The 25,858-nt window shown below is 63.1% G+C and carries 24 protein-coding genes; 3 read left to right on the forward strand and 21 right to left on the reverse strand.

Translation table 11 applies throughout. The features are described from left to right. Window positions 1–41: 41 nt before the first annotated feature. From pnp to rimP, 9 genes are all read right to left on the reverse strand, one after another. Window positions 42–2,189: a polyribonucleotide nucleotidyltransferase gene (gene pnp, locus GA829_RS00075; protein ID WP_195176577.1), complete on the reverse strand. Its 2,148-nt coding sequence runs from the start codon at window positions 2,187–2,189 to the stop codon at window positions 42–44. A gap of 413 nt (window positions 2,190–2,602) precedes the next feature. Next, the gene (gene rpsO / locus GA829_RS00080) at window positions 2,603–2,872 is read right to left on the reverse strand and encodes a 30S ribosomal protein S15 (RefSeq protein WP_006202929.1); all 270 of its coding nucleotides are present in this window, start codon (window positions 2,870–2,872) and stop codon (window positions 2,603–2,605) included. 181 nt (window positions 2,873–3,053) lie between these two features. Beyond that, a complete protein-coding gene (gene corA, locus GA829_RS00085) occupies window positions 3,054–4,148 on the reverse strand; it encodes a magnesium/cobalt transporter CorA (protein ID WP_195176578.1) in 1,095 nt (364 codons plus the stop codon). A 44-nt stretch (window positions 4,149–4,192) separates the two neighbouring features. After that, on the reverse strand, window positions 4,193–5,170 hold the full coding sequence (gene truB / locus GA829_RS00090) for a tRNA pseudouridine(55) synthase TruB (protein WP_195176579.1): 978 nt from the start codon (window positions 5,168–5,170) through the stop codon (window positions 4,193–4,195). After that, complete coding sequence (rbfA, locus tag GA829_RS00095) at window positions 5,170–5,580, reverse strand: 30S ribosome-binding factor RbfA (protein ID WP_195176580.1); 411 nt, start codon at window positions 5,578–5,580, stop codon at window positions 5,170–5,172. The genes truB and rbfA overlap by 1 nt, the downstream gene beginning before the upstream one ends. Before the next feature lie 164 nt (window positions 5,581–5,744). Beyond that, complete coding sequence (gene infB, locus GA829_RS00100) at window positions 5,745–8,351, reverse strand: translation initiation factor IF-2 (RefSeq protein ID WP_195176581.1); 2,607 nt, start codon at window positions 8,349–8,351, stop codon at window positions 5,745–5,747. Beyond that, window positions 8,348–8,998 carry an RNA-binding protein gene (locus GA829_RS00105; RefSeq protein ID WP_195176582.1) on the reverse strand — a complete coding sequence of 217 codons (651 nt, stop codon included), beginning with the start codon at window positions 8,996–8,998 and terminating at the stop codon, window positions 8,348–8,350. The genes infB and GA829_RS00105 overlap by 4 nt, the downstream gene beginning before the upstream one ends. 38 nt (window positions 8,999–9,036) lie before the next feature. After that, window positions 9,037–10,632: a transcription termination factor NusA gene (gene nusA / locus GA829_RS00110; protein ID WP_195176583.1), complete on the reverse strand. Its 1,596-nt coding sequence runs from the start codon at window positions 10,630–10,632 to the stop codon at window positions 9,037–9,039. A gap of 50 nt (window positions 10,633–10,682) precedes the next feature. Next, entirely contained in the window at window positions 10,683–11,330 is a 648-nt protein-coding gene (rimP, locus tag GA829_RS00115; protein WP_195176584.1) for a ribosome maturation factor RimP, read from the reverse strand. A 268-nt stretch (window positions 11,331–11,598) separates the two neighbouring features. Here rimP and GA829_RS00120 point away from each other — a divergent pair, with 268 nt between their 5' ends. Next, entirely contained in the window at window positions 11,599–11,763 is a 165-nt protein-coding gene (locus GA829_RS00120; protein WP_195176585.1) for a hypothetical protein, read from the forward strand. 4 nt (window positions 11,764–11,767) lie between these two features. Here GA829_RS00120 and GA829_RS00125 read toward each other — a convergent pair whose 3' ends face one another. From GA829_RS00125 to GA829_RS00140, 4 genes are all read right to left on the reverse strand, one after another. Then, window positions 11,768–13,282: a tripartite tricarboxylate transporter permease gene (locus GA829_RS00125; protein WP_195176586.1), complete on the reverse strand. Its 1,515-nt coding sequence runs from the start codon at window positions 13,280–13,282 to the stop codon at window positions 11,768–11,770. Window positions 13,283–13,307: 25 nt separating this feature from the next. After that, a complete protein-coding gene (locus GA829_RS00130; protein WP_195176587.1) occupies window positions 13,308–13,793 on the reverse strand; it encodes a tripartite tricarboxylate transporter TctB family protein in 486 nt (161 codons plus the stop codon). Further along, window positions 13,790–14,734 carry a Bug family tripartite tricarboxylate transporter substrate binding protein gene (locus GA829_RS00135; RefSeq protein ID WP_195176588.1) on the reverse strand — a complete coding sequence of 315 codons (945 nt, stop codon included), beginning with the start codon at window positions 14,732–14,734 and terminating at the stop codon, window positions 13,790–13,792. The genes GA829_RS00130 and GA829_RS00135 overlap by 4 nt, the downstream gene beginning before the upstream one ends. A gap of 285 nt (window positions 14,735–15,019) precedes the next feature. Beyond that, window positions 15,020–16,084: an ABC transporter substrate-binding protein gene (locus GA829_RS00140; RefSeq protein WP_195179459.1), complete on the reverse strand. Its 1,065-nt coding sequence runs from the start codon at window positions 16,082–16,084 to the stop codon at window positions 15,020–15,022. Window positions 16,085–16,203: 119 nt separating this feature from the next. On the opposite strand from GA829_RS00140, the gene GA829_RS00145 reads away from it, so the two are divergent. Both GA829_RS00145 and GA829_RS00150 read left to right on the forward strand, forming a co-directional pair. After that, entirely contained in the window at window positions 16,204–16,875 is a 672-nt protein-coding gene (locus tag GA829_RS00145; RefSeq protein ID WP_195176589.1) for a response regulator transcription factor, read from the forward strand. Next, on the forward strand, window positions 16,875–18,290 hold the full coding sequence (locus tag GA829_RS00150) for a sensor histidine kinase (protein ID WP_195176590.1): 1,416 nt from the start codon (window positions 16,875–16,877) through the stop codon (window positions 18,288–18,290). The genes GA829_RS00145 and GA829_RS00150 overlap by 1 nt, the downstream gene beginning before the upstream one ends. On the opposite strand, the gene trmB is transcribed toward GA829_RS00150, so the two are convergent. The 8 genes from trmB to GA829_RS00190 all read right to left on the reverse strand — a co-directional run bounded on the left by trmB (window position 18,270) and on the right by GA829_RS00190 (window position 25,786). Continuing rightward, on the reverse strand, window positions 18,270–18,971 hold the full coding sequence (gene trmB / locus GA829_RS00155) for a tRNA (guanine(46)-N(7))-methyltransferase TrmB (protein WP_195176591.1): 702 nt from the start codon (window positions 18,969–18,971) through the stop codon (window positions 18,270–18,272). The genes GA829_RS00150 and trmB overlap by 21 nt on opposite strands. Before the next feature lie 21 nt (window positions 18,972–18,992). Further along, entirely contained in the window at window positions 18,993–20,258 is a 1,266-nt protein-coding gene (gene metK, locus GA829_RS00160; protein WP_195176592.1) for a methionine adenosyltransferase, read from the reverse strand. Between the two features lie 164 nt (window positions 20,259–20,422). Continuing rightward, window positions 20,423–20,842, reverse strand: coding sequence for a helix-turn-helix domain-containing protein (locus GA829_RS00165; protein WP_195176593.1), 420 nt, complete (start codon window positions 20,840–20,842; stop codon window positions 20,423–20,425). 139 nt (window positions 20,843–20,981) lie between these two features. Then, entirely contained in the window at window positions 20,982–22,574 is a 1,593-nt protein-coding gene (lnt, locus tag GA829_RS00170) for an apolipoprotein N-acyltransferase (protein WP_195176594.1), read from the reverse strand. An 83-nt stretch (window positions 22,575–22,657) separates the two neighbouring features. Further along, window positions 22,658–23,125 carry a VOC family protein gene (locus GA829_RS00175; protein WP_195176595.1) on the reverse strand — a complete coding sequence of 156 codons (468 nt, stop codon included), beginning with the start codon at window positions 23,123–23,125 and terminating at the stop codon, window positions 22,658–22,660. A gap of 16 nt (window positions 23,126–23,141) precedes the next feature. Further along, entirely contained in the window at window positions 23,142–24,230 is a 1,089-nt protein-coding gene (locus tag GA829_RS00180) for a hemolysin family protein (protein WP_195176596.1), read from the reverse strand. Window positions 24,231–24,257: 27 nt separating this feature from the next. Next, window positions 24,258–24,776 (reverse strand): rRNA maturation RNase YbeY, encoded by a 519-nt coding sequence (gene ybeY, locus GA829_RS00185; RefSeq protein WP_195176597.1) that lies wholly within the window; start codon window positions 24,774–24,776, stop codon window positions 24,258–24,260. Window positions 24,777–24,793: 17 nt separating this feature from the next. Continuing rightward, window positions 24,794–25,786 carry a PhoH family protein gene (locus GA829_RS00190; protein ID WP_258052067.1) on the reverse strand — a complete coding sequence of 331 codons (993 nt, stop codon included), beginning with the start codon at window positions 25,784–25,786 and terminating at the stop codon, window positions 24,794–24,796. Window positions 25,787–25,858: the final 72 nt, after the last annotated feature.

Genomic DNA, 25,858 nt, shown 5'->3' on the forward strand with positions numbered 1-25,858 from the left:
GACATAAGCCGCGCCCGCCTCGATTGTATGTTCAGGCCCGTTCAGGCGGCGTTTTCTTCGCCTTCGGCCTTCTTGTCGCGGGCAAGTTCCTTGCCGGTGGCCTGGTCGACGACCTTCATCGACAGGCGGACCTTGCCGCGCTCATCGAAGCCCATCAGCTTGACCCAGACCTTGTCGCCTTCCTTGACGACGTCCGAGGTCTTGGCGACCCGGTCGTTGGCAAGCTGCGAGATGTGGACGAGGCCGTCACGCGGGCCGAAGAAGTTGACGAAGGCGCCGAAGTCGGCGGTCTTGACGACCGTGCCTTCGTAGATTTCACCGACTTCCGGCTCGGCGACGATGGTGTGGATCCACTTCTTCGCCGCCTCGATTTCCTTGGCGTTGGACGAAGCGATCTTGACCGTGCCGTCGTCCTCGATGTTGATCTTGGCGCCGGTCTTCTCGACGATCTCGCGGATGACCTTGCCGCCCGAGCCGATCACGTCGCGGATCTTGTCGGTGGGGATGTGCATGACCTCGATGCGCGGTGCGAACTCACCGAGCTCCGGGCGGGCGCCAGTCAGAGCGTGCGCCATTTCGCCGAGGATATGCAGGCGGCCGTCCTTGGCCTGGCCAAGTGCGATCTTCATGATCTCTTCGGTGATGCCATCGATCTTGATGTCCATCTGCAGCGAGGTGATGCCGCCTTCGGTGCCGGCAACCTTGAAGTCCATGTCGCCGAGGTGATCCTCGTCGCCCAGGATGTCGGAAAGCACCGCGAAGCGCTCGCCTTCCTTGATCAGGCCCATGGCGATACCGGCGACCGGCTTTGCCAGCGGCACGCCGGCATCCATCAGTGCCAGCGAGGTGCCGCAGACAGTGGCCATCGAGGACGAACCGTTGGACTCGGTGATCTCCGAGACAACGCGCAGCGTGTAGGGGAACTGGTCAGCGCTTGGCAGCATCGGCCGGATAGCGCGCCATGCGAGCTTGCCATGGCCGATTTCGCGGCGGCCCGGCGAACCCATGCGGCCGGTTTCGCCAACCGAGTAGGGAGGGAAGTTGTAGTGAAGGAGGAACTTCTCCTTGTACATGCCGGTCAGCGAATCGACATACTGCTCGTCTTCGCCGGTGCCGAGCGTGGCAACGACCAGCGCCTGGGTTTCCCCGCGGGTAAACAGCGCCGAACCATGGGTGCGCGGCAGGACGCCGACTTCCGAAACGATCTTGCGGACGGTGCTGAGATCACGGCCATCGATGCGCGAACCGGTGTCGAGAATGTTCCAGCGCACGACCTTGGCCTGGAGTTCCTTGAACACGGAACCGATCTGCTCGGACGTGTACTTGGCGTCTTCGCCTTCAGCCGGAGCAAACGCGGCCTTGACCTTCGCCTTGACGGCGTCGACGGCGGCGTAACGCTTCTGCTTGTCGACGTTCTTGTAGGCATTGCTGAGTTCGTCGCCGACGATCTTCAGCATTTCGGCTTCAAGCGCGGAATAGTCCGGCGCGTTGAAGTCGCGCGGTTCCTTGGCGGCAACTTCGGCCAGCTTGATGATGGCGTCGATGACCGGCTGGAAGCCCCTGTGGCCGAACATGACGGCGCCGAGCATCAGCTCTTCGCCGAGTTCCTTGGCTTCGGACTCAACCATCAGAACCGCATCGGCAGTACCGGCGACGACCAGGTCGAGCTTCGATTCCTGCATTTCGTCGACATGCGGGTTGAGAACGTATTCGCCGTTGATGTAGCCGACGCGAGCGCCGCCGACCGGGCCCATGAAGGGAACGCCCGACAGGGTCAGAGCAGCCGAAGTGGCGACGATCGACAGGATGTCCGGATCATTTTCCAAATCGTGCTGGACGACGGTGACGACGATCTGCGTGTCGTTCTTGTAGCCGGCGGCGAAGAGCGGGCGGATCGGGCGGTCGATCAGGCGGGAAACCAGGGTTTCCTTTTCGCTCGGACGGCCTTCGCGCTTGAAGTAGCCGCCTGGGATCTTGCCGGCGGCGTAGGTCTTTTCCTGATAGTTGACGGTCAGCGGGAAGAAATCGAGGCCTGGCTTCGGCTCTTTCATCGAGACGACGGTGGCGAGAACCTTGGTCTCGCCGTAGGTGGCGAGCACCGCGCCATCAGCCTGACGGGCAATCTTGCCGGTTTCCAGGATGAGAGGGCGACCGGCCCATTCGATTTCCACTTTGTGGTGATTGAACATATCTTGTCCTTACTATGCGGAAAGGGCCACGCCGTTTCACGGTGCGCGGATGCCCTTTCCCTGGCTTCCTTTCTCGGGCAGCCACGGGCAAGACAACGGGAAGCTCGGGTGGTTTCGGCGCCGTGAAGCGCGCGAGCGTCCTGCAATCCTGCCCCATGACCGTCCATGGGTGGTTTCGAGTGGCCCTCTGCTATCCCGAAACCGGTGTGGCCAATCGATGCGACTGGCCTTGCGCACGACTCCGAAAACCACGGCCTTCGGAAAGCGTCATCCGCAAATTCAAACTTTCAGGGCCTGCTTGCACATCCGGAGGGACGGGCGGTGCCCTGTTTGCTTCATTGGAACAACGGATCGATCCGATGCTCAAATGCGCGACCGGCGGGCTCCCCTGAGGAAGCCCGCCGGCCAATTCGTCAGCGGCGCAGACCGAGCTTCTCGATCAACGTCTGGTAGCGCGCGTCGTCCTTGCGCTTGAGATAATCAAGCAGGCTGCGGCGCTGAGAGACGAGAGCGAGCAGACCACGGCGGGAATGGTTATCCTTCTTGTGGTCCTTGAAATGGTCGGTCAGGTTCTTGATGCGCTCGGAAAGGATGGCCACCTGGACTTCCGGAGACCCGGTATCGCCCTTGGCGGTTGCGAATTCACCCATCAATTCCTGTTTGCGCTCGGCAGTAATCGACATCGTGTTTTTCCTTATCTGTTTGAGGAAACGGGTCGCCCACAGCCGGGATGTCGTCCAGCAGGGGCCGTGCATGCAAAGCGTCAAGGCGCTATGCTGCGGCGCATATAGTGCAATTCCGACAAAAACACCAGCCCAATTCACAAGCCGGCTTTTCAGGCCGAAATGGCAGGTTTTGCCTCTGCTAAAGCCATTTCTTCCATTTGAAGAAGGCGATCAGCCCAAATGCGACAAGCGCCATGAACAGCAGCGATGCCGGATAGCCGTAGTAGGATCGCAGCTCCGGCATGTTCCATGGCGACGCGTCGGGACTGAAGTTCATCCCCCAGACCCCAACAAGAAAGGTCAGCGGCATGAAGATCACTGAGACGATGGTCAGATAGCTGATAACGTCGTTGGTGCGCGCCTGGCTCAAGGACAGGTGCATCTCGATCAGGCCGGTCAGCATGTCGCGCTGGGTTTCGACCAGCTCGATCAGCCGCAGCGCGTGATCGAGCGTGTCGTTCAGGAAGACCTTGGTCTCGGCCTTGACATAGGGGACGTCGTTGCGGATCAGTGTCGCCAGCGCATCGCGCATCGGCCAGAGCACGCCCTTCAGCACATTGGCGTCGCGCCGCAATTCGTGCAACTGCCGCATCTGATGCTTGTGCGGTGTGTGCAGCATCTGGTCCTCGATGCTGTCGACCATCTCGCCGGCCGCCTCGACCGGCGGGAAATAACTGTCGACGATGGCATCGATTAGCGCATAGGCCAGATAGTCGGCACCGCGCGCGCGCAGCCGGTTCGGCGCCGAACTCTCGATCCGTTTGCGTACGGGATCGAACGGATCGCCTTCACGCTCCTGGAAGGTAACGACGAAATTCTTGCCGAAGAAGACAGCGATCTGCTCGTAGCGGTGCGCTGTCACGTCATCGATCATCCTGACGACGACGAAGGCGTGATCCTCGAAGAAGTCGACCTTCGGCCGCTGGCCGGTGTTGACGACATCCTCAAGCGCCAGCGGATGCAGGCTGAAAATCCGGCCGATCTCCTCGATCAGCGCGATGTTGGCAAGGCCGGTGCAGTCGAGCCAGATGACCGGCCATTTGTCGCAATTGGCCACGACGTCATCGATGCTGGCATTTTCGATGGTCTTGAATTTCTGCGGCGAGATCAGGGTCAGCCGCAATTCCGAGCGCCGCGCCGCCGGATCGGCGATCAGCGTGCCGGGCGAGGCGCCAACTGGCGGCCGCCGCGTTGTCACCGGCGCCCGCTTCTTCACCGTATCCGCCTTTGTCATATGTCCCTCAGCCTAGTCTTTCGCCGAACACTAGACGACCGGACTTACCCGGCAAAGACCCGCTTGGGCTTGAACATGCCTTGTTCGATGGCGCCGATGGCCACCAGCTTGCCGCGTGCCGTGGCACAGGCTTCCTCTGCCTCCACGGGCGCATCGCGGCCACGGATGATGACCGGATTGCCGAGCCGGATCTTGGTTGCCGCATCGTCGCTGATGGCGATCTGCGGCAGACAATCGAGCGCGGCTGACGTGTCGACGAGAAGCGCGTCGATCGCGGTGAAATCCACCGGCGTCTCCACCGCATCAGCTGCGTTTTCGGATTCGGAATTTTCCTCGTCCTGCTGGCCAAAGCGGGCGGCTTCCAGTTCGGCGATGGTGACGAAGTCTTCCGCCGTGAACGGGTCGACCTCGACCCGCCGCAATTCGGAAATATGGCCGAAACAGCCGAGGTCGCGGCCCATGTCGCGGGCCAGCGAACGCACATAGGTGCCCTTGCCGCACTCAACTTCGAAAACGGTGTGGTCGCCACTGTGCTCGACAATATCGAGGCGGCCGATCTCGACCTCACGCGCGGGGATGTCGACCGTTTCGCCCTCGCGGGCGAGGTCGTAGGCGCGTTCACCCGCGATCTTGATGGCGGAGAATTGCGGCGGCGTCTGCATGATGACGCCGGTGTATTTCGGCAGCAGCGCCAGCACCTCGGCTTCAGACGGGCGCTGTTCGGAGCTTTTGGTCACCGGCCCTTCGAGGTCGTCGGTCGAGCGCTCGTCGCCCCAGGCAACCGTGAAGCGATAGATCTTGGCGCCATCCTGCACGTAAGGCACGGTCTTGGTGGCTTCGCCGAGCGCGATCGGCAGCATGCCGGACGCCAGCGGATCGAGCGTGCCAGCATGGCCGGCCTTGTCGGCCTGGAACAACCATTTGATCTTGGAGACGGCTTCAGTCGAACCCATGCCGACCGGCTTGTCCAGCACCAGCCAGCCGGAGATCGGCCGGCCCTTCTTCTTGCCACGGCGTCCCACTATTCGGTGTCCTTGTTGTCGTCCGCAGCCAGATCGCGCGCCACTTCAGGCGATTTCAGGAGATCGTTGATCCTGGCGAAATTGTCGAAGGACGTGTCGAGCTTGAAGCGAAACTCCGGCATGAACTTCATCTGCCGAAGCGCGCCGGAGACGCGGCCGCGTATGAATTTCGCGTGCTTGTTGAGCGCCTCGATCACCGCGCCGGTATCCTTCGCGCCCAGCGGCGAGACGAAGGCGGTAGCGACCTTCAGATCGGGCGACATGCGCACTTCCGAGACCGAAATCACGGTGGTTTCGATCAGCGGATCGATGATCTCGCCGCGCTGCAAGGTTTCGGAGAGCGCATGGCGCACCTGTTCGGCGACGCGCAGCATGCGCTGGGATGGGCTGGATGCGGTTGGACGGGGCATTGTTCTCAATCCTGAAATCGTGAAGCGCGGGATGGGACCGCGCCGCATGTCTCATAAATAAGTGCAGTCGTTATCCCAAACCGCTGCGCAGGTTGGGCTACATGCATTGGGCTTTGGGCGGCGGTCTTTCGACCACCGCCCTGATACCAACGGGATGCTCGAACTCAGAGCGTCCGGGTGACCATCTCGACGCGGAAGCACTCGATGACATCACCGACGCGCATATCCTCGTAGTTCTGGAAGGCCATGCCGCATTCCTGGCCGCCGGGCACTTCCGACACTTCGTCCTTGAAGCGCTTCAGCGTCTTCAGCGTGCCTTCGTGGATGACGACGTTGTCGCGGATCAGGCGCACGCCGGCGCCACGTTCGACCTTGCCTTCGGTGACACGGCAGCCGGCGATCTTGCCAACCTTGGTGATGTCGAAGATTTCGAGGATCTGCGCATTGCCGATGAAAGTCTCGCGACGCTCCGGCGACAGCAGGCCCGACAGAGCCGCTTTCACATCGTCCACGAGATTGTAGATGATGGAATAGTAGCGGATTTCGATGCCCGCCGCTTCCGCGGCCTGGCGCGCCTGAACATTGGCACGAACGTTGAAGCCGATGATCGCCGCACCCGAGGTTTCCGCCAGCGACACGTCGCTTTCGGTAATGCCACCGGCGCCGGCATGGACGATGCGCGCGCGCACTTCGTCGGTGCCGAGCTTGTCGAGAGCCGCATTGATCGCCTCGATCGAACCCTGCACGTCGCCCTTGATGACCAGCGGGAATTCCTTCAGCCCGCTCGTCTGCAACTGCGACATCATCTGTTCGAGCGAACCGCGCTGGCCGGCATGCTTTGCAACAGCCTTCTCGCGCGCCAGACGCTGGCGATATTCGGTGATCTCGCGGGCGCGAGCCTCGTTGTTGACCACGGCGAAACGGTCACCCGCCTGCGGCGTGCCCTGAAGGCCGAGCACCTCGACCGGCATCGCCGGCGGGGCTTCCTTGATCTGCCCGCCACGGTCATTGACCAAAGCGCGCACCCGGCCCCATTCGTTGCCGGCAACCAGGATGTCGCCCGGCATCAGCGTGCCGGTCTGCACCAGCACGGTGGCGACGGGACCACGGCCCTTGTCAAGCTGAGCTTCGATGACAACGCCTTCGGCGGTACGGTCCGGATTGGCCTTGAGGTCGAGAATTTCGGCCTGCAGAAGGATCGCCTCGAGCAGCTTGTCGAGATTGGTGCCCTTGGTCGCCGACACTTCGACGTCCAGCACTTCACCGCCCATGGATTCGACGAAGACCTCGTGACGCAGCAGTTCCGAACGCACCTTCTGCGGGTCGGCGTCATGCTTGTCGATCTTGTTGATGGCCACGATGATCGGAACGCCGGCAGCCTTGGCATGGCTGATCGATTCGATCGTCTGCGGCATGACGCTGTCGTCGGCCGCCACCACCAGGATGGCGATGTCGGTTGCCTGGGCGCCACGGGCACGCATCGCCGTGAAGGCGGCGTGGCCGGGCGTGTCGATGAAGGTGATCTTGTGACCATTCTTCTCGACCTGATAGGCGCCGATATGCTGCGTGATGCCGCCGGCCTCGCCGGACACGACATTGGCGTTGCGGATGGCGTCGAGCAGCGAGGTCTTGCCGTGGTCGACATGGCCCATGATCGTCACGACAGGCGGACGTGACACCAAATCCTCCGCATTGTCGGCGATGTTGAACAGGCCTTCCTCGATGTCGGACTCGGCAACGCGGCGAACCGTGTGGCCGAATTCGGTGGCGACCAGTTCGGCCGTGTCGGCGTCGATGACATCGCCCGGCTTCAGGATCTGGCCCTGCTTCATGAAGAACTTGACCAGGTCAACCGCACGTTCGGACATGCGCTGCGCCAGTTCCTGGATGGTGATGGTTTCTGGCAAGATCACTTCGCGCATGACTTTCTCGCGCGGCTCATTGTGCATCGCGCGCTTGAATTTCTCCTGGCGACGACGCATCGACGACAGCGACCGGGCCCGTGCATCCTCGTCGGACAGCGCGGAATTCAGCGTCAGCTTGCCACGGCGGCGGTCTTCCTCGCTCTTGGTCGGCTTGGCCGGGCGCGCCACTTCGGGCGTGACCAGGCGGCGCACCGGCGCGCCGGCGCCAGTCCGTTTCGGCTTGACCCCTTCCTCGTCGTCGACCGTTGCCAGTTCGGCGGCCAGCGGCGCGCGACGGCGTGCCTCTTCCTCGGCCCGACGGCGGGACTCGGCCTCGGTCTGCAACCGCGCTTCTTCCTCGGCCTGACGGCGTGCGGATTCCTCGCGTTCGCGCTTGCGGCGCTCCTCGTCGTCAGCGCGGCGCTTGGCATCCTCGGCCGCGCGTTGGCGGTCCTCGACCTCGCGAACCTTCGAGCCTTCAAGCGCCCTACGGCGCGCTTCCATTTCACTGCGCGACAGTTCGTTCAGCACCATGCCGCTGCGTTCGACCGGCGCTGGTGGGGGCGGCGGTGGGGGCGGCGCCTTGGGCGCTTCCTGTACGACAGGTGCCGCCACGACCGCCGGCTTCGGCGCGAGGACAGGTGCGGGCGCTGGCGCGGGCGCAACGACAGCAGCCACAACCGGCTCCGGTTTGTCGCCAGGCATGGAGAACTTGCGCTTCTTGATCTCGACCTGGACCTGCTTGGTGCGGCCATGCGAGAAATTCTGGCGCACGACGGCCTGCTCTGTACCGGGGCGCTTCAGCGTCAAGGTCTTCTTCGGCGTAACACTCAACGTCTTGTCGTCGCCCGATTTCGTATCGCTCATTCCATATCCTCTGCGGTATCATCTTCGTCAGCAACGGCCGCAAGCATTGCCAGATCGTCCGGGGTACCGCCCCGATATCGGTCGAGCGCAACCATGCGCTTCTGGACCGCCTTGCCCGCGTCTCCCGCGAGAACGGCAGCATGTATCACATTTGTACCCCCCAATGCCAAGCTCAACTCGGCCTCGGAGAAAAGTTTGTAGGCAAGGGTGGAGGGGCCACCGAGATGGACGGTTGCCCGCCGCGCCTGACTGATCTTGCGCACGCCGTCGTCGGACGCCTCGGTGGCGTGAAGCACGAAAAGTGCCAACCCGCCGCGCACAGCGCTCTCGACCTTGGTGGCACCGAGCGAAATTGCGCCCGCCTTGCGTGCGAGGCCCAGCATGCCCAAAGCAGATCTGGAAAGCAGCCCGTCGACCATGCCGCCAAAGTCGGGCGGCACCGTCACCTGTGCCTTGAAGGCACGGGCAAACAGGTTCTTGGCCGCTGCCTTGTCGACATGTAGGCGGTCGGCCGTCACCCAGCAACCACGGCCAGGCAAATTTCTCTTAATGTCGGGAACGACGGCCGAATCCGGGCCGACGACGAACCGGATCAGTTCATCCGGTTCGGCCTGCCTGCGTGTGACGATGCAGGTGCGATCGTTCATTTCGTCCTGGAGCGGGTTCGGTGCGATGCGGTTTCACCTCACGCACCAACGGCTTCGTCAGCCGAAACGTCTTCGGCTGCAAGCTCGTCTTCGGTGATCCAGCCGGCCTTGAGGCGGGCGGCCAGAACCATCTGTTCGGCATCGGCGCGTGCCACGCCATGGCTGGCGAGAACGCCAGGGAATACTTTCGTCTCGCCGTCCTTGCGTTCCTTCCAGCCGGTCAGGTCGTCGGCGGCATAACCGGCGAAGTCCTCGATCGACTTTACGCCGTCCTCGCCCAGCGTGACCATCATGGCGGTGGTGATGCCGGGGATTTCGCGCAGTTCGTCGGTGACGCCCAGCGCCTTCCGCTTCTCGTCGTGCTCGGCCTCGATCTTCTCCAGATATTCGCGGGCGCGGGTCTGGATTTCCGAAGCGGTGTCGTCGTCGAAACCGTCGATCGATGCGATCTCGCTCGCATCGACATAGGCAACTTCCTCGACGCTGGTGAAGCCTTCCGAGGCAAGCACCTGGCCGACCATCTCGTCGACATCGAGGGCTTCCATGAACAGCGACGAACGCTCGACGAATTCCTTCTGGCGGCGCTCGGATTCCTCAGCCTCGGTCAGGATGTCGATATCCCAGCCGGTGAGCTGCGAAGCCAGGCGCACGTTCTGGCCTCGGCGGCCGATAGCCAGCGACAGCTGATCGTCTGGAACCACGACTTCGATGCGCTCGGCGTCCTCGTCGAGCACGACCTTGGCGACTTCCGCCGGCTGCAACGCGTTGACGATGAAGGACGCGGCCGATGGCGACCACGGAATGATGTCGATCTTCTCACCCTGCAATTCGCCGACAACCGCCTGAACGCGGCTGCCGCGCATGCCGACGCAGGCGCCGACGGGGTCAATCGACGAGTCACGCGAGATGACGGCGATCTTGGCGCGCGAACCCGGGTCGCGGGCGACGGACTTGATCTCGATGATGCCGTCGTAAATCTCCGGCACTTCCATGGTGAACAGCTTGGCCATGAACTGCGGATGGGTACGCGACAGGAAAATCTGCGGGCCGCGCTGTTCGCGGCGCACGTCATAGACATAGGCGCGGACGCGGTCGCCGTACTTGTAGTTCTCGCGCGGAATCAACTCGTCGCGGCGGATAATGGCTTCGCCACGGCCGAGATCGACAATGACATTGCCATATTCGACGCGCTTGACGGTGCCGTTGACGATCTCGCCGATGCGATCCTTGTATTCGTCATACTGGCGGTCACGCTCCGCTTCGCGCACCTTCTGCACGATGACCTGCTTGGCCGACTGGGCGGCGATGCGGCCGAAATCCATCGGCGGCAGCTGTTCAGCGATGAAGTCGCCGAGCTGTGCGTCGGGGTTGCGTTCACGCGCCGAGGAAATGGCGATCTGCGTTGCATAGTCGTCGACCTTCTCGACCACCTCCATCAGCCGCTGCAGCTTCATCTCGCCGGTGTTCGGGTTGATGTCGGCGCGGATGTTGGTCTCCTGGCCGTAGCGCGAACGCGCCGCCTTCTGGATCGCATCGGCCATGGCGGCGATGACGATCGACTTGTCGATCGACTTTTCACGCGCGACCGCATCGGCGATCTGCAGCAGTTCAAGCCTGTTGGCGCTTACAACCATGTCTTTATCTCCCGAGCTTGTTGCCGAGCCTTTTGAGCCCGGCGGCCCAATCACATTTCCTGTTCGGTTTCGTCTTCCGCGCCCGTCTCCACGCCCTCAGGCGCGTCATCGTCGGGTTCGCCGCGGCGTCTCTTGGCTTCCTTGCGCGCCCTGTTGTCCTTCGACAGCGCATCGCGAATAAGATCATCGGTCAGGACCAGGCGCGTTTCCGAAATCGCATCGTAGGGGACGCGAACGGTTGGCTCCTCGCCATAGGCCGGCTTGTCGCGCTCGATCAGGACGTCATTTTCGCCGGCTTCGGCGATCTTGCCCTTGAACCGCTTGCGGTCGGCGACAATGATCGACGTTTCAATCTTCACCAGATGCCCGATCCAGGCCGTGAAGTCCGACTTGCGGACCAACGGCCGGTCGATACCAGGCGACGAGACTTCGAGGTGATAGGCCTTCTCGATCGGATCGTCGACATCGAGTGCCGGCGACACCGCGCGGCTGACTTCTTCGCAGTCCTCGACAGTCATGGTGCCGTCTTCGCGCTCGGCCATGATCTGTAGCGTCAGCCCGTTCTGGCCGGACAGATGGACCCGGACAAGCCGGAAACCGATCGCCCGCAGCACCGGCTGTATGATCAGTGCGATGCGCGCATCGATGCCGCTTTCGCGGATGATGCGGTCGTCGCCCTCGATTGCCGTTGCAGTCATTGAAACCCTGTCGTTCGATAGAACCTATCGGCAGGTAATAAAAAAGAGCGGGACCGGGTGGACCCACTCTTCGTCATACCGACCAAGAATTTGAGGCTGATATAGCGGAAGGCGCCGCACCTTTCAAGTCCTCTGGCCCGCAACCTCACAGGTTCGGCCTATGGCCCATGCGGCGGCTGCATGGCAAGCATGCATCCGCGTCGCTACCGGTTTGCCTGGAAATCCCTATCTACAGGGCAGACAACCACAAAAAAGGAGGATGATGAAGATGAACACCCACAAGCCCTTTGGCCGTATTGGACACCTGGTGCGAGCCCTGGGCAGCGCCGTTGCCGCTGCCGCCGCCGTCGAGCGCGGTCACCGTCCGCACAGTGACGACCTTGCGAAGCTTGGCATCGATCCTGCCCATTTCGACGGCATTCGCCGCTTCTGAGCTCTCAGTCTTCGCTGGCACTCAGTTGGGCAAGAACCTTGCCCCTGCCCCGGGCACGCAGATAGAGCGGCAGCAAAACCGCCGTCGCGGCCAGCAACATCAAGCCGACTGCAATCGGTGACCCCAGGAGAACTGACGGGTCGCCCTGGCTGATGGCCAGCGCGCGGCGCAATTGCTGCTCAGCCATCGGCCCCAGGATGAGCCCGACTACAACAGGTGCGATCGGGTAGCCGAAACGGCGCAGCCCATAGCCAAGCAGCCCGAACGCCAGCAGCATGCCCAGTTCGAAGGTCGATGGGTTGGCACCGATGGTGCCGAGCGTCGCGAACAACAGGATGCCGGCATAAAGCCAGGGCGTCGGGATCATCAGCAGCCGGACCCAGACACCGACCAGCGGCAGGTTCAGCACCAGAAGCATCAGATTGGCCACCAGCAGGCTGGCGATCAATCCCCAGACAAGCTGCGGATTGGTGGCGAACAGCAGTGGCCCGGGCTGCAGGCCAAATTGCTGGAAACCCGCCAGCATGATCGCTGCCGTCGCGGTCGTCGGCAGGCCGAGCGTCAGCAAAGGAACAAGCGTGCCGGCGGCGGAAGCGTTGTTGGCTGCTTCCGGGCCCGCGACGCCTTCAATCGCTCCATGGCCAAATTCTTCCGGCTTTTCCGCCAGGTGCTTTTCCATTGAATAGGACAGGAAGGTTCCGATTTCGGCTCCGCCCGCCGGCATAGCGCCGATGGGAAAGCCGACGGCGGTGCCGCGCAGCCACGGCTTCCATGAACGCCGCCAGTCCTCACGCGTCATCCAGACCGAGCCCTTGATGGCCTGGATGGTCGTGTCGCCGCCCTTGCTCGCGGCCACCGTCAGCGCCTCGCCCACGGCAAACAGCGCCACCGCGAGCGTCGTCACTTCAACGCCATCGAGAAGATCGGGGATGCCGAAGGCGAGGCGCGCCTGGCCGGTCTGCAGGTCTATGCCGATCAGGCCGAGGGCCAGGCCGATGAAAAGCGCGGTGAGCCCGCGCAGCGTCGAATCGCCGAAAGCCGCCGAAACGGTCATGAAGGCGAGCACCATGAGGGCGAAGTACTCGGCCGGCCCGAAGGACAGCGCCATCCTGACGACGGTTGGCGCGATGAAGGCGAGACCGATCGTGGCGATCAACCCGGCGACGAACGAGCCGATGGCAGCCGTGGCCAGAGCCGGCCCGCCGCGCCCGGCGCGCGCCATCTTGTTGCCTTCGAGCGCCGTGACGATCGAAGCGCTTTCCCCCGGTGTGTTGAGAAGGATCGATGTGGTCGACCCGCCATACATGCCGCCATAATAGATGCCGGCAAACATGATCAGCGATCCGGCTGGATCGAGTTTGTAGGTCACCGGCAAAAGCAGCGCGACGGTAAGAGCAGGGCCGATGCCCGGCAGGACGCCCACGGCAGTGCCGAGCGTGACGCCGATAAGCGCGTAGAGCAGGTTCATCGGCTCAAGAGCCGTCAGCAATCCCTGCGCCAGCAGACCAAACGTGTCCATTCACAGACGAGCTCCCATAAGACACTCAAAACAAATGTTCGAGCGGGCCGGCGGGCAGCGAGAGCTGCAGTCCCCTGGCGAAAATGACCCAGATCACGAATGACAGCGCGATGCCGATGGGTACTGTCTTCCACAACGGCCCTCTGCCGAAAGCGCGCGCGGTCGCGGCGAACAGCAGGCCCGTGGCGATGGCAAAGCCGGCGGCCTTGAGCAGCAGCATCTGGGCGGCGAGCCCGCCGACAATCCACAGGATTGGGCTGATTTCCTGGCGCTCGCGTTCCGGAAAGTCTCCGCGAAACGCCTCGAAAGCGGTCCAGACCGACAGGCCGGCGAATACCGCGGCGACGAAGTAGGGCATGGTTGTAGGTCCGACGCGCGCGTAGCTGGCCCCGGCGCCGTGGCTGGCGGTGCTCCACGCGATCACCACGGCGACAACGGCCAGGGCGGCGGCAATGACCAGCGCCGCCCAATCCGGGCGGCGCTGGGCTTCGTGCGGGGACGCCTGGCTCATTTCACCAGGCCGATATCTTTCAGGATCGCCGCCGTCGCGTCCGTGTCCTTCTTCAGCTGCGCGGTGAAGTCATCGCCGGCGAGATAGGTGTTCGCCCAGCCCTTGTCGGCCAGGGTCTTCTGCCAGGAAGCCGACTGCACCATCTTGTCGACGTCGGCGACTACGGCCGCCTTCTGGTCCGCCGAGAGGCCGGGAGCGGCCGCGACCATGCGCCAGTTCTGGATGGCGACGTCGACGCCGCTGTCCTTGAGCGTCGGCGCATCGATACCGTCGACCTTGGCTTCACTGGAAATGCCGATGATACGGAGCTGGCCGGCCTTGATCTGGGATTCGAATTCACCGTAACCGGAGACGCCAACCGTCACCTGACCACCCAGGATCGCGGCCAGCGCCTCGCCGCCGCCCGAAAAGGCGATGTAATTGATCTTGGTGGGATCAACGCCAACGGCCTTGGCGATCAGGCCGGCCGTGATGTGGTCGGTGCCGCCGGCCGAGCCGCCGCCCCATGACACCGCTCCGGCATCGGCCTTGAGCTTGGCGACGAGGCCGGCCATGTCCTTGATGTCGGAAGCGGTCGGGACGACGATTGCTTCATATTCGCCGGTCAGCCGCGCGATGGGGGTGACCTGATCGAGCGTTACCGGCGACGCGTTGGTCAGGATCGCGCCGACCATGACATAGCCGCCGACAATGAGCTGGGCCGGATCGCCATTGGCCTGGTTGACAAACTGCGCGAGACCGATGGTTCCGCCGGCTCCCGGGACGTTGTTGACCTGGACGCTGCCGGAAATCTTTTCATCCTGAAGCGCTGCCTGCATGGAACGCGCCGTCTGGTCCCACCCGCCGCCAGGGGCGGCCGGGGCCATGATCTTGTAGTCGGCAGCCATGGCCGGCACAGCGAGCATGCCTGTGATGATGGCCGCCAAAGTGAACTGTTTCATTGTCGTTCCTCCCTTGTCGCCCCCGGGGTCGGGGCAAATGTCTCGAAGCCAGCGCCGGGCGGCGTCTCGAAACCACAGGAGAACCCGCGAAGCCTTGCCGCTCGCGCACACGCACACGTTCGCTGCCCCGGTCCAGCGCGATCGCTGCCGGTCTGCTGGCCGAGAATGTGGTGGAAGTCCTCCCGAACGTTCCGAGCCTACCGCCTCCAACGGATGGGCCTGTCATCCCTAGCGCAGGAAGCTGACATCAAACTGACACCGGCAGATAAAGTTGGGAAAAGCCGCTCAGGGGCTGCGCAACGCTTCGTTCCAGCGTGCGATGAGGCGCGTACGCTTGACCTGGTCGAGATAGACCATGAGCCCTGGGCTGACCGGCACGGGGCGCAGCTGCGCGCCGAGCACTTCCTGCATTCTGTTCGCGGTGTTCTGGCCCGAAACGTCTGGATTGACGGCGGCGATCTGGAGTTCACGCGCCATCACCGTCTGGCCCTGCGCCGACATGAAATATTCGAGATAGCGGCGGCCGAGATCCGGCGAACGCGCCGCGGCCGGTACCAGTCCGATGCGTGACATCACCACGGTATAATCCTTGGGCAGGACGATGCCGACATCGGGATTTCTCGCCGCCCAGTCGGCGGCGTAGGAGCCCAGGATGTTGTAGCCAAGCACGAAACGTCCATCGGCAATGCGCTCAAGGATGGCGGAGCTGGTCGAATAGAGCTTGACGCCGGCAGCCCCCATCGAGCGGATCACCGACCAGATGTCGGGATATTGCTCCTGATCGCGCGCCATGAACATGAAGCCCACGCCGGACCGCTCGATGTCGTAGGTAGCGATGCGGCCATAGACCTTGTCGCCCTGGGTTCTCAGGAAATCGACAAATTGGCCGCGTGTCGCCGGCGGCGGCGCCTCCTTGAAGCTCGGCTTGTGGTAGACGAAGACGGCCGGTTCAAAGGTCAAGGCATAGGCGGTGTCGCGCCAGTTGGCCCAGCGCGGCCAACGATCCGACAATGGCAGCCGGCTCTCCTGGGCGTAGCCGTCATTGGCCAGCTTGACCTGAAGATCCATGGCCGAGGAAAAGGCAATGTCGGCGGTGCCCTTGCCGCTGTCGGTTTCCGCGATTACCCGATCGTAGATGTCGGTCGTCAGCAATTCCTCATAGCGCACGGCGACATCGGGATTGGCTTTCTGGAAACCGTCGACCATCGGCTTGGCCAACGGGATATCCAGCGACGAATAGACGACCAGCATACGGGCATCGGCGCCGCCCTTGAGCGCCGGAAAGATCGTCACATCGGCCCAGGCGGGCGCCGAGAGACAAACGACAGCGGTGAGGATGGCCATACGCATTGCCGGCAGACCATGCATCAGCCGTCCGGACCGCACAACAACAGAGATCGATCGAGGGTGGCGCTGGACCTTTGCCCGGCGGGTTGGCATCGTCAGCGCGAGGCGGCAAGGAGAATCCGGTGCGCATCCTGGTGGTGGAGGACAACGCGACGCTGGCGGGCGGGCTGGCGGCTGTGCTGAAAGGCAGCGGCTACGCCGTTGACGTCGTCGGCGATGGCGCCTCGGCCGTAGCGGTGGTGGCCACCGAACGGTTCGACCTGGTGATCCTCGACCTCAACCTTCCCGAGATGGATGGGCTGGAGGTGCTGCGCACGATACGCGGCCGCCAGGACGACGTCGCCGTGCTCATCCTGTCGGCGCGCCATTCGCTTACGGAACGGGTCACCGGGCTCAATCTCGGCGCCGACGACTACATGGTCAAACCGTTCGATGTCGACGAGCTGGAAGCCCGCGTGCGCACGCTGATGCGGCGCCGCGCCGGCCTGAAGGCGGCTACGGTTTCTTTCGGTGACGTTGTGCTCGATCTCAACACGCGCAGCTTTTCCTGGCTGGGCAACGCAATCGACATTCCCGCACGCGAACTCGGGTTGCTCGAAACCCTGTTCATGCGTGCCGGCAAGGTGGTCGCCAAACAGGCGATCATCGAATCGCTGGCCGGCTTCGATGAGGATTTGAGCGCCAATGCCGTCGAGCAATATGTCAGCCGGTTGCGCAAACGGCTGGCGCCCTGTGGCCTGACGGTGAGGACGGCCCGAGGCATCGGCTACTATCTCGAAAAGATCCAGAGCTAATGACGGCGGCCGCCAAGCCCTACTCCCTGCGCGGGCGGCTGCTGCTCTGGCTGCTGGTGCCGCTTGTCAGCATCGGCCTGACCGCGCTCGCCGATACCTATCGCGAGGCCGTCGATACGGCGAATGCCGTGTCCGACCGGGTGCTGGCAGGCTCCGCGCTGGCGATCGCCGAGCGCGTAGTGGTTGGCGAAGGCGGTGCACTGGAAGTCGACATCCCCTATGTCGCGCTGGAAATGCTGACTTCGGCAGCGCAGGATCGCGTCTTCTATCGTATCGACGGGCCGAATGGCGCCTTCATCACCGGCTACCAGACGCTGCCGGTGATAGCTGGGCTGGGCCGAGAGGAAAGCGGCTATGCCGATGCCAGCTTTCGCGGCGAACCGATCCGGCTGGCCTCGCTTTCCCGGGCCGCGTCGACCGGCGTAAGCTCGGTGCCGTTTGTCGTCACGATCGCCGAGACGACCATTGCCCGCACGCAGCTGGCCCGGACCATCCTGTTGCGCTCAGCGTTGCGCCTCGCCATCCTGATCGGCAGCGCGGTGATGATCGCATGGCTTGCCGTGACATTCTCGCTTGGACCGCTTTACCGCCTGCAAGACGCGATCGCCGAACGCAACCCCGACGACCTGCATCCGATCGAACAGGCGGTGCCCAAGGAGGTGCGGGGTCTGGTCGACACCGTCAATTCTTTCATGGGGCGGCTGAATTCCGCGCTCGGCGCCATGCGGCACTTCACCGGCAATGCCAGCCACCAGCTGCGCACGCCGCTGACCATCATCCGCACGCAGCTGGCGCTTTCGGCACGTGCTCATTCACTTGATGAGGCCCGCGCCGCGGCCAGGATCGGCGATGAGGCGGTAGTGCACGCGGAACGCGTGATCGCTCAGCTTCTGCTGCTCGCCAAGGTTGACGAGGCGGCGTCCGATCGGCTGAAGAACCTCGACACCGTCGACCTGACGGCGCTTGCCAGCACGCTGACAGCGGAACTCGTCACCAGGGCCCACGCATCCGGCATCGACCTTGGCTTCGAAGGCGAGACGCCACTCCATGTGCGTGGCGAACCGATGCTGCTCGGTGAAATGATCCGAAACCTGGTCGAGAACGCGCTGACCTACGCGGGAAGCGGCACGGAAGCGACCGTCAAGGTCCTTGCCGTCGGGGACGATGTGCTGCTGGAAGTCGAGGACAACGGCCCTGGCATTCCGCCGGCGGAACTCGACAACGTACGCCGCCGCTTCGTGCGCGGACGGACAGGTGAAAAACCGGGAGCCGGGCTTGGCCTGCCTATCGTGGAGGAAATCGCGGCGCTGTTTGGCGGAAGGCTCGACCTGATGGCGGGCGGAAATGGCCACGGTCTGCGCGTGCGCGTATCGCTTCCCGCCAGAGCGTCCGAATCACGTCCTAAGGAAGGTTAGGTAGGCGGGCCGGCGGCCTTCGCGAATGGCTTTCGCCTCATAGCGCGTTCCCGGCCAGCCGTCGTAAGGGCGGTGCCAGTCCGCCGCGTCCGACGCCTGCCATGCGAGGGCGCCATGTGCCCGGCAGTGCTGCAACGTCCAGTTCACATAGGTATCGATGTCGGAGGCAAAGCGGAATTTCGAACCCGGCTTCAGGACACGCGCGAAACGATCGAGATTGACCGGGCTGACGAAGCGCCGCTTCCAGTGCTTCTTCTTTGGCCAGGGGTCCGGGTAGAGCAGGTCGATGCCGTCGAGCGAGGCCTGTGGCAGCCAGTCGAGCAACTGCGTGGCGTCGTCATCATAGACGCGCAGATTGGCGAGCGGCTTTTCCTTCACCGCCATCATCATCTTGGCCATGCCGTTGACGAAAGGCTCGACGCCGACAAAGCCGATCGCCGGCGCCTCTGTCGCGCGGTGCAGGAGATGTTCGCCGCCGCCGAAGCCGATCTCGAGGCGAACCCCCGCGACCTCGGCTTCAAACAGCGTGCGCAAATCCGCCGGCGGTTCAGCCGTCAGGTCAAGCCTGTATGTGCCAAAGCCGCTTTCCAGTGCGGCCGCCTGTTGCGGACGCATGGTCTTGCCGCGCCGGCGACCGAAAAATGCTTCGGTCGCTCGGCTTCGTCTGTCCTTAGGGTCCATGGGCGGGGCTTGGCGCCGCGATCAGGCGGCGACCGCGTCCTTGAGGGCTTTGGCGAGGTCGGTCTTCTCCCAGGAGAAAGACCCGTCGCGGCCGGCCTTGCGGCCGAAATGGCCGTAGGACGACGTCTTGGCGTAGATCGGCTTGTTGAGGTCGAGGTGACGGCGAATACCAGATGGCGACAGGTCCATCACGGTACGCAGCGCCTCTTCGAGCTTGGCCTCGTCAACCTTGCCGGTCCCATGCAGGTCGACATAGACCGACAGGGGCTGCGCGACGCCGATGGCGTAGGACAGCTGGATGGTGCAGCGGTCGGCAAGCTTCGCCGCCACGACATTCTTGGCGAGATACCGCGCCGCATAGGCAGCCGAACGGTCGACCTTGGTCGTGTCCTTGCCGGAGAAAGCGCCACCGCCATGAGGTGCGGCGCCACCATAGGTGTCGACGATGATCTTGCGGCCGGTCAGGCCGGCGTCGCCGTCAGGTCCGCCGATGACGAACTTGCCGGTCGGATTGATGTACCACATGCAGTTGTCGGCGATCTTCAGGTCGCCCAGCGCCTCACGGATGTAGGGCTCGACGACCTTGCGGACCTTCTTCGAATCCCAGCTGGCATCGAGATGCTGTGTCGACAGCACGATCTGCGTTGCCTCGGCGGCCTTGCCGTCGACATAGCGGACGGTGACCTGGCTCTTGGCATCGGGGCCGAGCTTGCCGGCGTCTCCGCTGCCTTCGTGGCGGGCCGCGGCCAGCAACTCGAGAATCTTGTGGCTGTAATAGATCGGCGCCGGCATCAGATCCGGCGTCTCTCGGCAGGCATAGCCGAACATGATGCCCTGGTCGCCGGCACCTTCTTCGCCCTGGCGGTCGGAAGCGTTGTCGACGCCCTGGCCGATATCAGGCGACTGGCCATGCAACAGGACTTCGATCTTGGCGGTCTTCCAGTGGAAGCCGGCCTGCTCGTAGCCGATTTCACGGATGGCCTTGCGGGCAACCGACTTGAATTTCGCCGGATTGACGACCGGATGTCCGGCGGCATCCTTCAGGATGTTGCCGGCCTTGTCTTTCTTGAGCAGCGTCTCGGGAACGCGCACTTCGCCGGCAATGACGACGCGATTCGTGGTAGCGAGCGTCTCGCAGGCGACGCGGACCTTCCAGGGGTCCATGCCGGTCTTCTTGGCCTCACGGTAGACCAGATCGACGATTTCGTCGGAGATACGGTCACAAACTTTGTCAGGATGGCCCTCGGCAACGGATTCCGAGGTAAAGAAGTAGTTCTGCCGCGTCACGGGTGTCCCCTCTTGAAAAACGATCGGCAGGCTGCCGATTTTGGCGCGCCACGTGTTAGCGGTGCGGAGCGCCGCTCGTCAAGCGGCGCGTCCGATCTGGCATGAATGTCGATGCTATTGTTTTGTGCCACCGGCGGCAGAACGCCGCCGGTTGAGCGTCAGGATCAGTCGAAATCGTCGGCCGCGAGCGACTTCACCAGGTCGATGATCCTACGGCGTACCTTGACATCGGCGATCTTGACGAAAGCCCGGTTGAGCTGGAGGCCCTCCGGGCTGCCGCAGAATTCGACGGCGAAAGCCATCGAGGCATCCTCCGCGAAGCCACGGTTGGTCGCGGCTTCCTGGCCAGGTGCATCCTCGAAGAAGAAGGCGACAGGCACGCCGAGTATGGAAGCTATGGCTTGCAGACGGCTGGCGCCGACGCGGTTGGTGCCTTTCTCATATTTCTGGATTTGCTGAAACGTTATGCCGAGACTTTCACCCAGCTTCTCCTGGCTCATTCCGAGCATATTGCGACGAAGCCGGATGCGACTTCCGACATGGATGTCGATCGGATTCGGTTTTTTCTTGTTGTCTTCTGTCATTTTTTCCTCGCCGAATTTTTTCGGCTTTGTCTATTTTTTCTAGCCCAAACGAAGCCGGAGGCGTCTGCCCCAACAGAACGATCCACCAACTTCGAGAAATTTCAGGCCGTTACAGTATGAGTTTCTAATGTGTTGACTGTCAATTCACCCGTAGCCTTTGCCTTACATTGAGCAAGGCAGCCGCCATGGCAAACAGCAACATGATCAGCATTCCGTTAATGCGCCTTTGGCTGGAGGATAGGACAGTTTGTTCAGAAATTGGCACCCGCACATCGATGGCTCCCCGCGCGTCGATCGCCAATGCGTCGACGATGCGTCCGTGTGGATCGACAACCGCGGAGATGCCATTGTTGGCCGCACGCAACAAAGGCACACCGTTTTCCACCGCCCTGATCTGAGCCTGCCTGAAATGCTGGTACGGACCCGGCGTGTCACCGAACCACGCGTCATTTGTGACATTCACAATAAGCTGCGCTGACGTAGCGTCAACTGCCACCAGTTCGGGAAAGATCACCTCATAACAGATAAAGGGCAGCGCCCGCAGGCCGCCCGGCAGCGCGATTGCGTGCCGTTCATTGCCGGCGGCGAAATTCATCGGCCCCGCGACAAGCTGGCCGATGCCAAAACGGGCAAGCAGGTCGGAGAAAGGCAGGTATTCGCCGAACGGCACCAGATGCACCTTGTCGACGGCGTCGGCGATCTCGCCCTTGTCGTTTATGGCCACCACGGAATTGTAGTAGCGGCTTTCCGCGTTGGCCCCCGAACCGCCCTCCTCGCGCACGACACCGGCGATCAGCATCTGGCCATCGCCGAGCATATCACCCAGCGCCGTCAACGCGTCCGGCCGCTCGGTAAACAGGAATGGCACCGAGGTTTCCGGCCACAGGATGAGTTGCGGCTTGCCGTGACCGGGCTCGGGCGCCTTGGCCGACAGCCCCATCAAGGTGGCGAAGATGCGGTCGCGCACCGAGGCGTCCCATTTTTCCGAGAGATCGACGGCAGGCTGAACGATACGGACATCGACGCTTTGCGTGGCCGGCTTTCCGGGGGCGGCAAGCCTGAAATAGCCAAAACCGGCATGGGCGGCGACGAGAATGACAAACAGCGCCAGGCCGAGACGCAGATGCCGACGTGCAGCCAACAGCGCTGGCAGCGCGAAGACGAACACCGCGAGCGCATTCATGCCGATCATGCCGGTCACCGACACGCTCTGCATCAGCAGGGGCACCGGCATTGCGGCATAGCCGACGGCATTCCAGGGAAAGCCGGTGAACAGGAAGCCGCGCAGCCATTCGGTCAGGCCAAAGCCGAAGGCAAGAGCCGCGATGCGGCCGATATCGCTGCTCCATAACAGCCGGGCAACCAGCGTTGCGAAGCCGTAGAAGAAGGCGAGTGCGAAAGGGATGCCGACGACGGCGAACGGCAAGGCCCAGGCGAAGCTGTCGGCCTCGACCAGAAGCGCCGAGCCGATCCACCAGAGGCCGGCAAGGAAATAACCGAAACCGAACCACCAGCCGACGGCGAAGGCCGGCCGCAGGCGCCGGAACAGGCTGCCGGAGGCTTCGCCGGTGGCGCCGTCGAGCAGCCACACCAGGAGCGGAAACGAGATGAAACAGGCGGCAAAGAAATCGTAGGGAGCCTGGCCAAGAACCGCCAACGCGCCGGCGAGAAACGCCACAAGCGCACGCCGCCAACCCCAAAGCAAAATTATCCGGCCGGCAAGGCGCTCCATGCAAACTTCCGAGTCGCGCGAATCAGGAGCCAAGATTTATCAGGCCGCGGCTTGCGCTCCAAATACGGATGGACGCCCTGCGCCTATCGATGCCAGCCTTCGATCTTCACGTCGCCCAACCGCTCTGCCTCTTCCCGCGAAACCGAGCGCAGGGTTTGCGTGAAAGTCCAGACATGGCCTTCAGGATCGCGGGCCCGGTAGAGCCGCTCACCATAAAACTGGTCCGCCGGCTCCTGGATGATATCCGCGCCCGCTGCCCTCGCATGCTCGCAATGGGCGTCGATCCCCTCTTTCAGGCGGACATAGACCGATTGTGTGTTCTTGCCCGCGACCGATACCGGGCTGGCGACGTAGCCGGTCCATTCGGAATCGACGATGATATAGCCGTCACCGAACCGCATCTCGGAATGGACGAGCCTGCCTTCGGCATCGCTGATCACCATGCTGCGTTCGAAGCCAAAGGCCGCTTCAAGCCAGGCAAGGGCCGCCCATGGGTCCCTGTAGAAGACCCCGGAACCCATGGCAGAGTGCTTGAAGGGGTCGTCGGCCATATTCCGGCGATGCGTGTCAGGCTTGCTCGGCGCGCGCGACGCGGCGGCGGCGCTCGCCCTTCTGGCTCTGCACGATGCGCACCCGCTTGACGCGGCGCGGATCGGCATCCAGCACGTGGAACTCGAAGCCGGGGATGGCTTGCACCACTTCGCCGCGCGCCGGAACACGGCCAAGCGTGTTGAAGATCATGCCGCCGATCGTGTCGACATATTCGCCATGTTCACCGGCGGCGAAATCTTCACCGATCATCTTGGCGACGTCGTCGATCTCGGCCTTGCCGTCAACGATGAACACGCCTTCGCCGGCCTGGGTGATCATCGGCTCGTCGTCGTCATGTTCATCCTCGATGTCGCCGACGACCATCTCGACGATGTCCTCAAGCGAGGCGAGACCATCGGTGCCGCCATATTCATCGATGACCAGCGCCATCTGCGTGCGCGTCGTCTGCATGCGGCCCATCAGATCGGAGGCCAGCATCGACGGCGGCACGAACAGCACCGGACGGATGAGGTTGAGGTCGCCAATGGTGCGCGCGAGGTCGACCTGAGCCAGATCGAGCACGGTGGCAACCGGGGTTTTCCTGGCCCGGCCCTTCTTGACGCGGGCGATCTTGGTGATGTGGGCCAGCACGTCACGGATGTGGACCATGCCGCGCGGATCATCAAGCGTCTCGGAATAGACCGGCATGCGGGAATGGCCGGACTGCTCGAACAGACCGAGCAGATCGCCCAGCGTGGTGGTGATCTCGACCGCCTCGATGTCGGCGCGCGGCACCATCACATCCTCGACGCGCACCTCACGCAGCCGCAAGATGTTGTTGAGCATGGCGCGTTCGCCCGGCGAGAACGATTCGGCGTCGGTGGTCGTCTCGGCAAGCGCGCCGGCGATTTCCTCGCGCAGGCTGGTTCCGTTGCGCTGCCGGAACAGGCCTACAACGCGGTCGAACAGGGAAGGGCCGGCAGGCGACGGCTCAATGGCAGCGCTGCCGGTGTTGGCAACACCAGGGGTAACGGTACTCGGACTTGATCCCTCTTCCGACGTGTCGGAAGCCTTGGTCGTACTGCCGGCGTCGGGGCGGGCGGCAGTTTCAGGTTTGTCGTTCATCTTCGTCCGGTCAATTGTCAGATGTAGTTACGCGTAGGGATCGGGAATGGCAAGCCTTGCAAGCGCCGTGCGCTCCAGGGCTTCCATCTCCTCGGCCTCGGCGTCGGTCTCGTGATCATAGCCAAGCAGATGCAGCAGGCCATGCATGACGAGATGGGTGATATGGTTCTCGACAGGCTTGTCTTCCAGTGCCGCTTCGCGCGAGACGGTTTCGGCGGCCAGGACAATGTCGCCCAGCATCGGCGGCAGGGGACCGCCCTTGGGGAAGGGAAAAGCCGGGAAAGACAGGACGTTGGTGGGCTTGTCCTTGCCGCGCCAGCCGGCATTCAGCTTCTGAACATGGGCGTCGTCGGAAAAAACGACGCTGAGTTCCGAATGTCCCTTAGCGCCCGTTTCGGCGAAAGCGGCAGCCGCGGCCCTGTCGACCAGCCGCGAAAGCTCGGCCTCATCTGGCCAATCTCCCGCCTCGACAATCAGATCGATGTCGAGGGGCAGATCAATGTCGACGGGCAGGTCCCCGCCGACAGGTTTGATGTGTTCAGGCATGACGCGGCATCGTCAGATCAATTCTCGGCGCCGAGGCCGCGTGCCAGCTTGGCGTCGCGGTCGTAAGCCCTGACGATTTCAGCCACCAACGGGTGACGAACCACGTCGCCGTCGTTGAAGCGCACGGTGACCGCCCCCGCGACACCATCCAGAACCCGCAAGGCTTCGACCAGGCCGGATTTGGTGTTCGAGGGCAGGTCGATCTGGGTCGGATCGCCGGTGACGATCATGCGCGAATTCTCGCCCAAACGCGTCAGGAACATCTTCATCTGCATCGGCGTGGTGTTTTGCGCCTCGTCGAGAATGACGGCGGCATGCGCCAGCGTGCGGCCGCGCATGAAGGCGAGCGGCGCGATCTCGATCACCTCGGCGGCAATGGCGCGTTCGACCTTGTCGGCCGGCATCATGTCGTAGAGCGCGTCATAGAGAGGACGCAGATACGGATCGACCTTTTCCTTCATGTCGCCCGGCAAGAAGCCCAGCCGTTCGCCTGCCTCGACGGCGGGGCGCGAAAGAATGATGCGCTCCACCATGCCGCGCTCAAGCAGCATCGCGGCATGCGCCACCGCCAGATAGGTCTTGCCGGTGCCTGCCGGACCGATGCCGAACACCAGTTCCGACCGCTCCAGCGCCCGCATATACGCATCCTGGTTGAGCGAGCGGGCGTAGATCGTCTTCTTGCGCGTGGCGATCTGCGCAGCGGAGACTTTGCCCTTGCGCTCCAGCGTCGGCAGCGTCAGCTGATCGTCGGCGGCCATCGCCATGCGCACCGCGCCATCGACGTCGGACTGGCCGATGTCGGCGCCCTTCTGCAGAATGCCATAGAGACTGTCGAGCGCACGGCGCGCCTGCTCGGCGGCGGACCCCGAACCCTTGATGGTCAGCTGGTTGCCGCGCGAGCGGATGTCGACCCCGAGCTTTTGCTCGAGCCTGGCCAGGTTCTCGTCGAACTGGCCATAAAGGGCGCTGGCAAGCTTGTTGTTGTCGAAAGTCAGAACGATGTGCGCCATATCAGAGGCCCCGGAGGCAACGTTCTGGGGCAGAGCCTTCACTTCCGCAGCGCTCAACCGTCTCTCCTCATC

This window comes from Mesorhizobium sp. INR15 (assembly GCF_015500075.1).
Lineage (GTDB): Bacteria > Pseudomonadota > Alphaproteobacteria > Rhizobiales > Rhizobiaceae > Mesorhizobium.

Bases quoted from the DNA above. Each gene is read 5' to 3' on its own strand.
- pnp (WP_195176577.1), bottom strand. From the start codon at position 2,189: ATGTTCAATCACCACAAAGTGGAAATCGAATGGGCCGGTCGCCCTCTC.
- rpsO (WP_006202929.1), bottom strand. From the start codon at position 2,872: ATGTCGATTACTGCCGAGCGCAAACAGGAATTGATGGGTGAATTCGCA.
- corA (WP_195176578.1), bottom strand. From the start codon at position 4,148: ATGACAAAGGCGGATACGGTGAAGAAGCGGGCGCCGGTGACAACGCGG.
- rbfA (WP_195176580.1), bottom strand. From the start codon at position 5,580: ATGCCCCGTCCAACCGCATCCAGCCCATCCCAGCGCATGCTGCGCGTC.
- infB (WP_195176581.1), bottom strand. From the start codon at position 8,351: ATGAGCGATACGAAATCGGGCGACGACAAGACGTTGAGTGTTACGCCG.
- GA829_RS00105 (WP_195176582.1), bottom strand. From the start codon at position 8,998: ATGAACGATCGCACCTGCATCGTCACACGCAGGCAGGCCGAACCGGAT.
- nusA (WP_195176583.1), bottom strand. From the start codon at position 10,632: ATGGTTGTAAGCGCCAACAGGCTTGAACTGCTGCAGATCGCCGATGCG.
- rimP (WP_195176584.1), bottom strand. From the start codon at position 11,330: ATGACTGCAACGGCAATCGAGGGCGACGACCGCATCATCCGCGAAAGC.
- GA829_RS00120 (WP_195176585.1), top strand. From the start codon at position 11,599: ATGAACACCCACAAGCCCTTTGGCCGTATTGGACACCTGGTGCGAGCC.
- GA829_RS00125 (WP_195176586.1), bottom strand. From the start codon at position 13,282: ATGGACACGTTTGGTCTGCTGGCGCAGGGATTGCTGACGGCTCTTGAG.
- GA829_RS00130 (WP_195176587.1), bottom strand. From the start codon at position 13,793: ATGAGCCAGGCGTCCCCGCACGAAGCCCAGCGCCGCCCGGATTGGGCG.
- GA829_RS00135 (WP_195176588.1), bottom strand. From the start codon at position 14,734: ATGAAACAGTTCACTTTGGCGGCCATCATCACAGGCATGCTCGCTGTG.
- GA829_RS00140 (WP_195179459.1), bottom strand. From the start codon at position 16,084: ATGCGTATGGCCATCCTCACCGCTGTCGTTTGTCTCTCGGCGCCCGCC.
- GA829_RS00150 (WP_195176590.1), top strand. From the start codon at position 16,875: ATGACGGCGGCCGCCAAGCCCTACTCCCTGCGCGGGCGGCTGCTGCTC.
- trmB (WP_195176591.1), bottom strand. From the start codon at position 18,971: ATGGACCCTAAGGACAGACGAAGCCGAGCGACCGAAGCATTTTTCGGT.
- GA829_RS00165 (WP_195176593.1), bottom strand. From the start codon at position 20,842: ATGACAGAAGACAACAAGAAAAAACCGAATCCGATCGACATCCATGTC.
- lnt (WP_195176594.1), bottom strand. From the start codon at position 22,574: ATGGAGCGCCTTGCCGGCCGGATAATTTTGCTTTGGGGTTGGCGGCGT.
- GA829_RS00175 (WP_195176595.1), bottom strand. From the start codon at position 23,125: ATGGCCGACGACCCCTTCAAGCACTCTGCCATGGGTTCCGGGGTCTTC.
- GA829_RS00180 (WP_195176596.1), bottom strand. From the start codon at position 24,230: ATGAACGACAAACCTGAAACTGCCGCCCGCCCCGACGCCGGCAGTACG.
- ybeY (WP_195176597.1), bottom strand. From the start codon at position 24,776: ATGCCTGAACACATCAAACCTGTCGGCGGGGACCTGCCCGTCGACATT.
- GA829_RS00190 (WP_258052067.1), bottom strand. From the start codon at position 25,786: ATGGCGCACATCGTTCTGACTTTCGACAACAACAAGCTTGCCAGCGCC.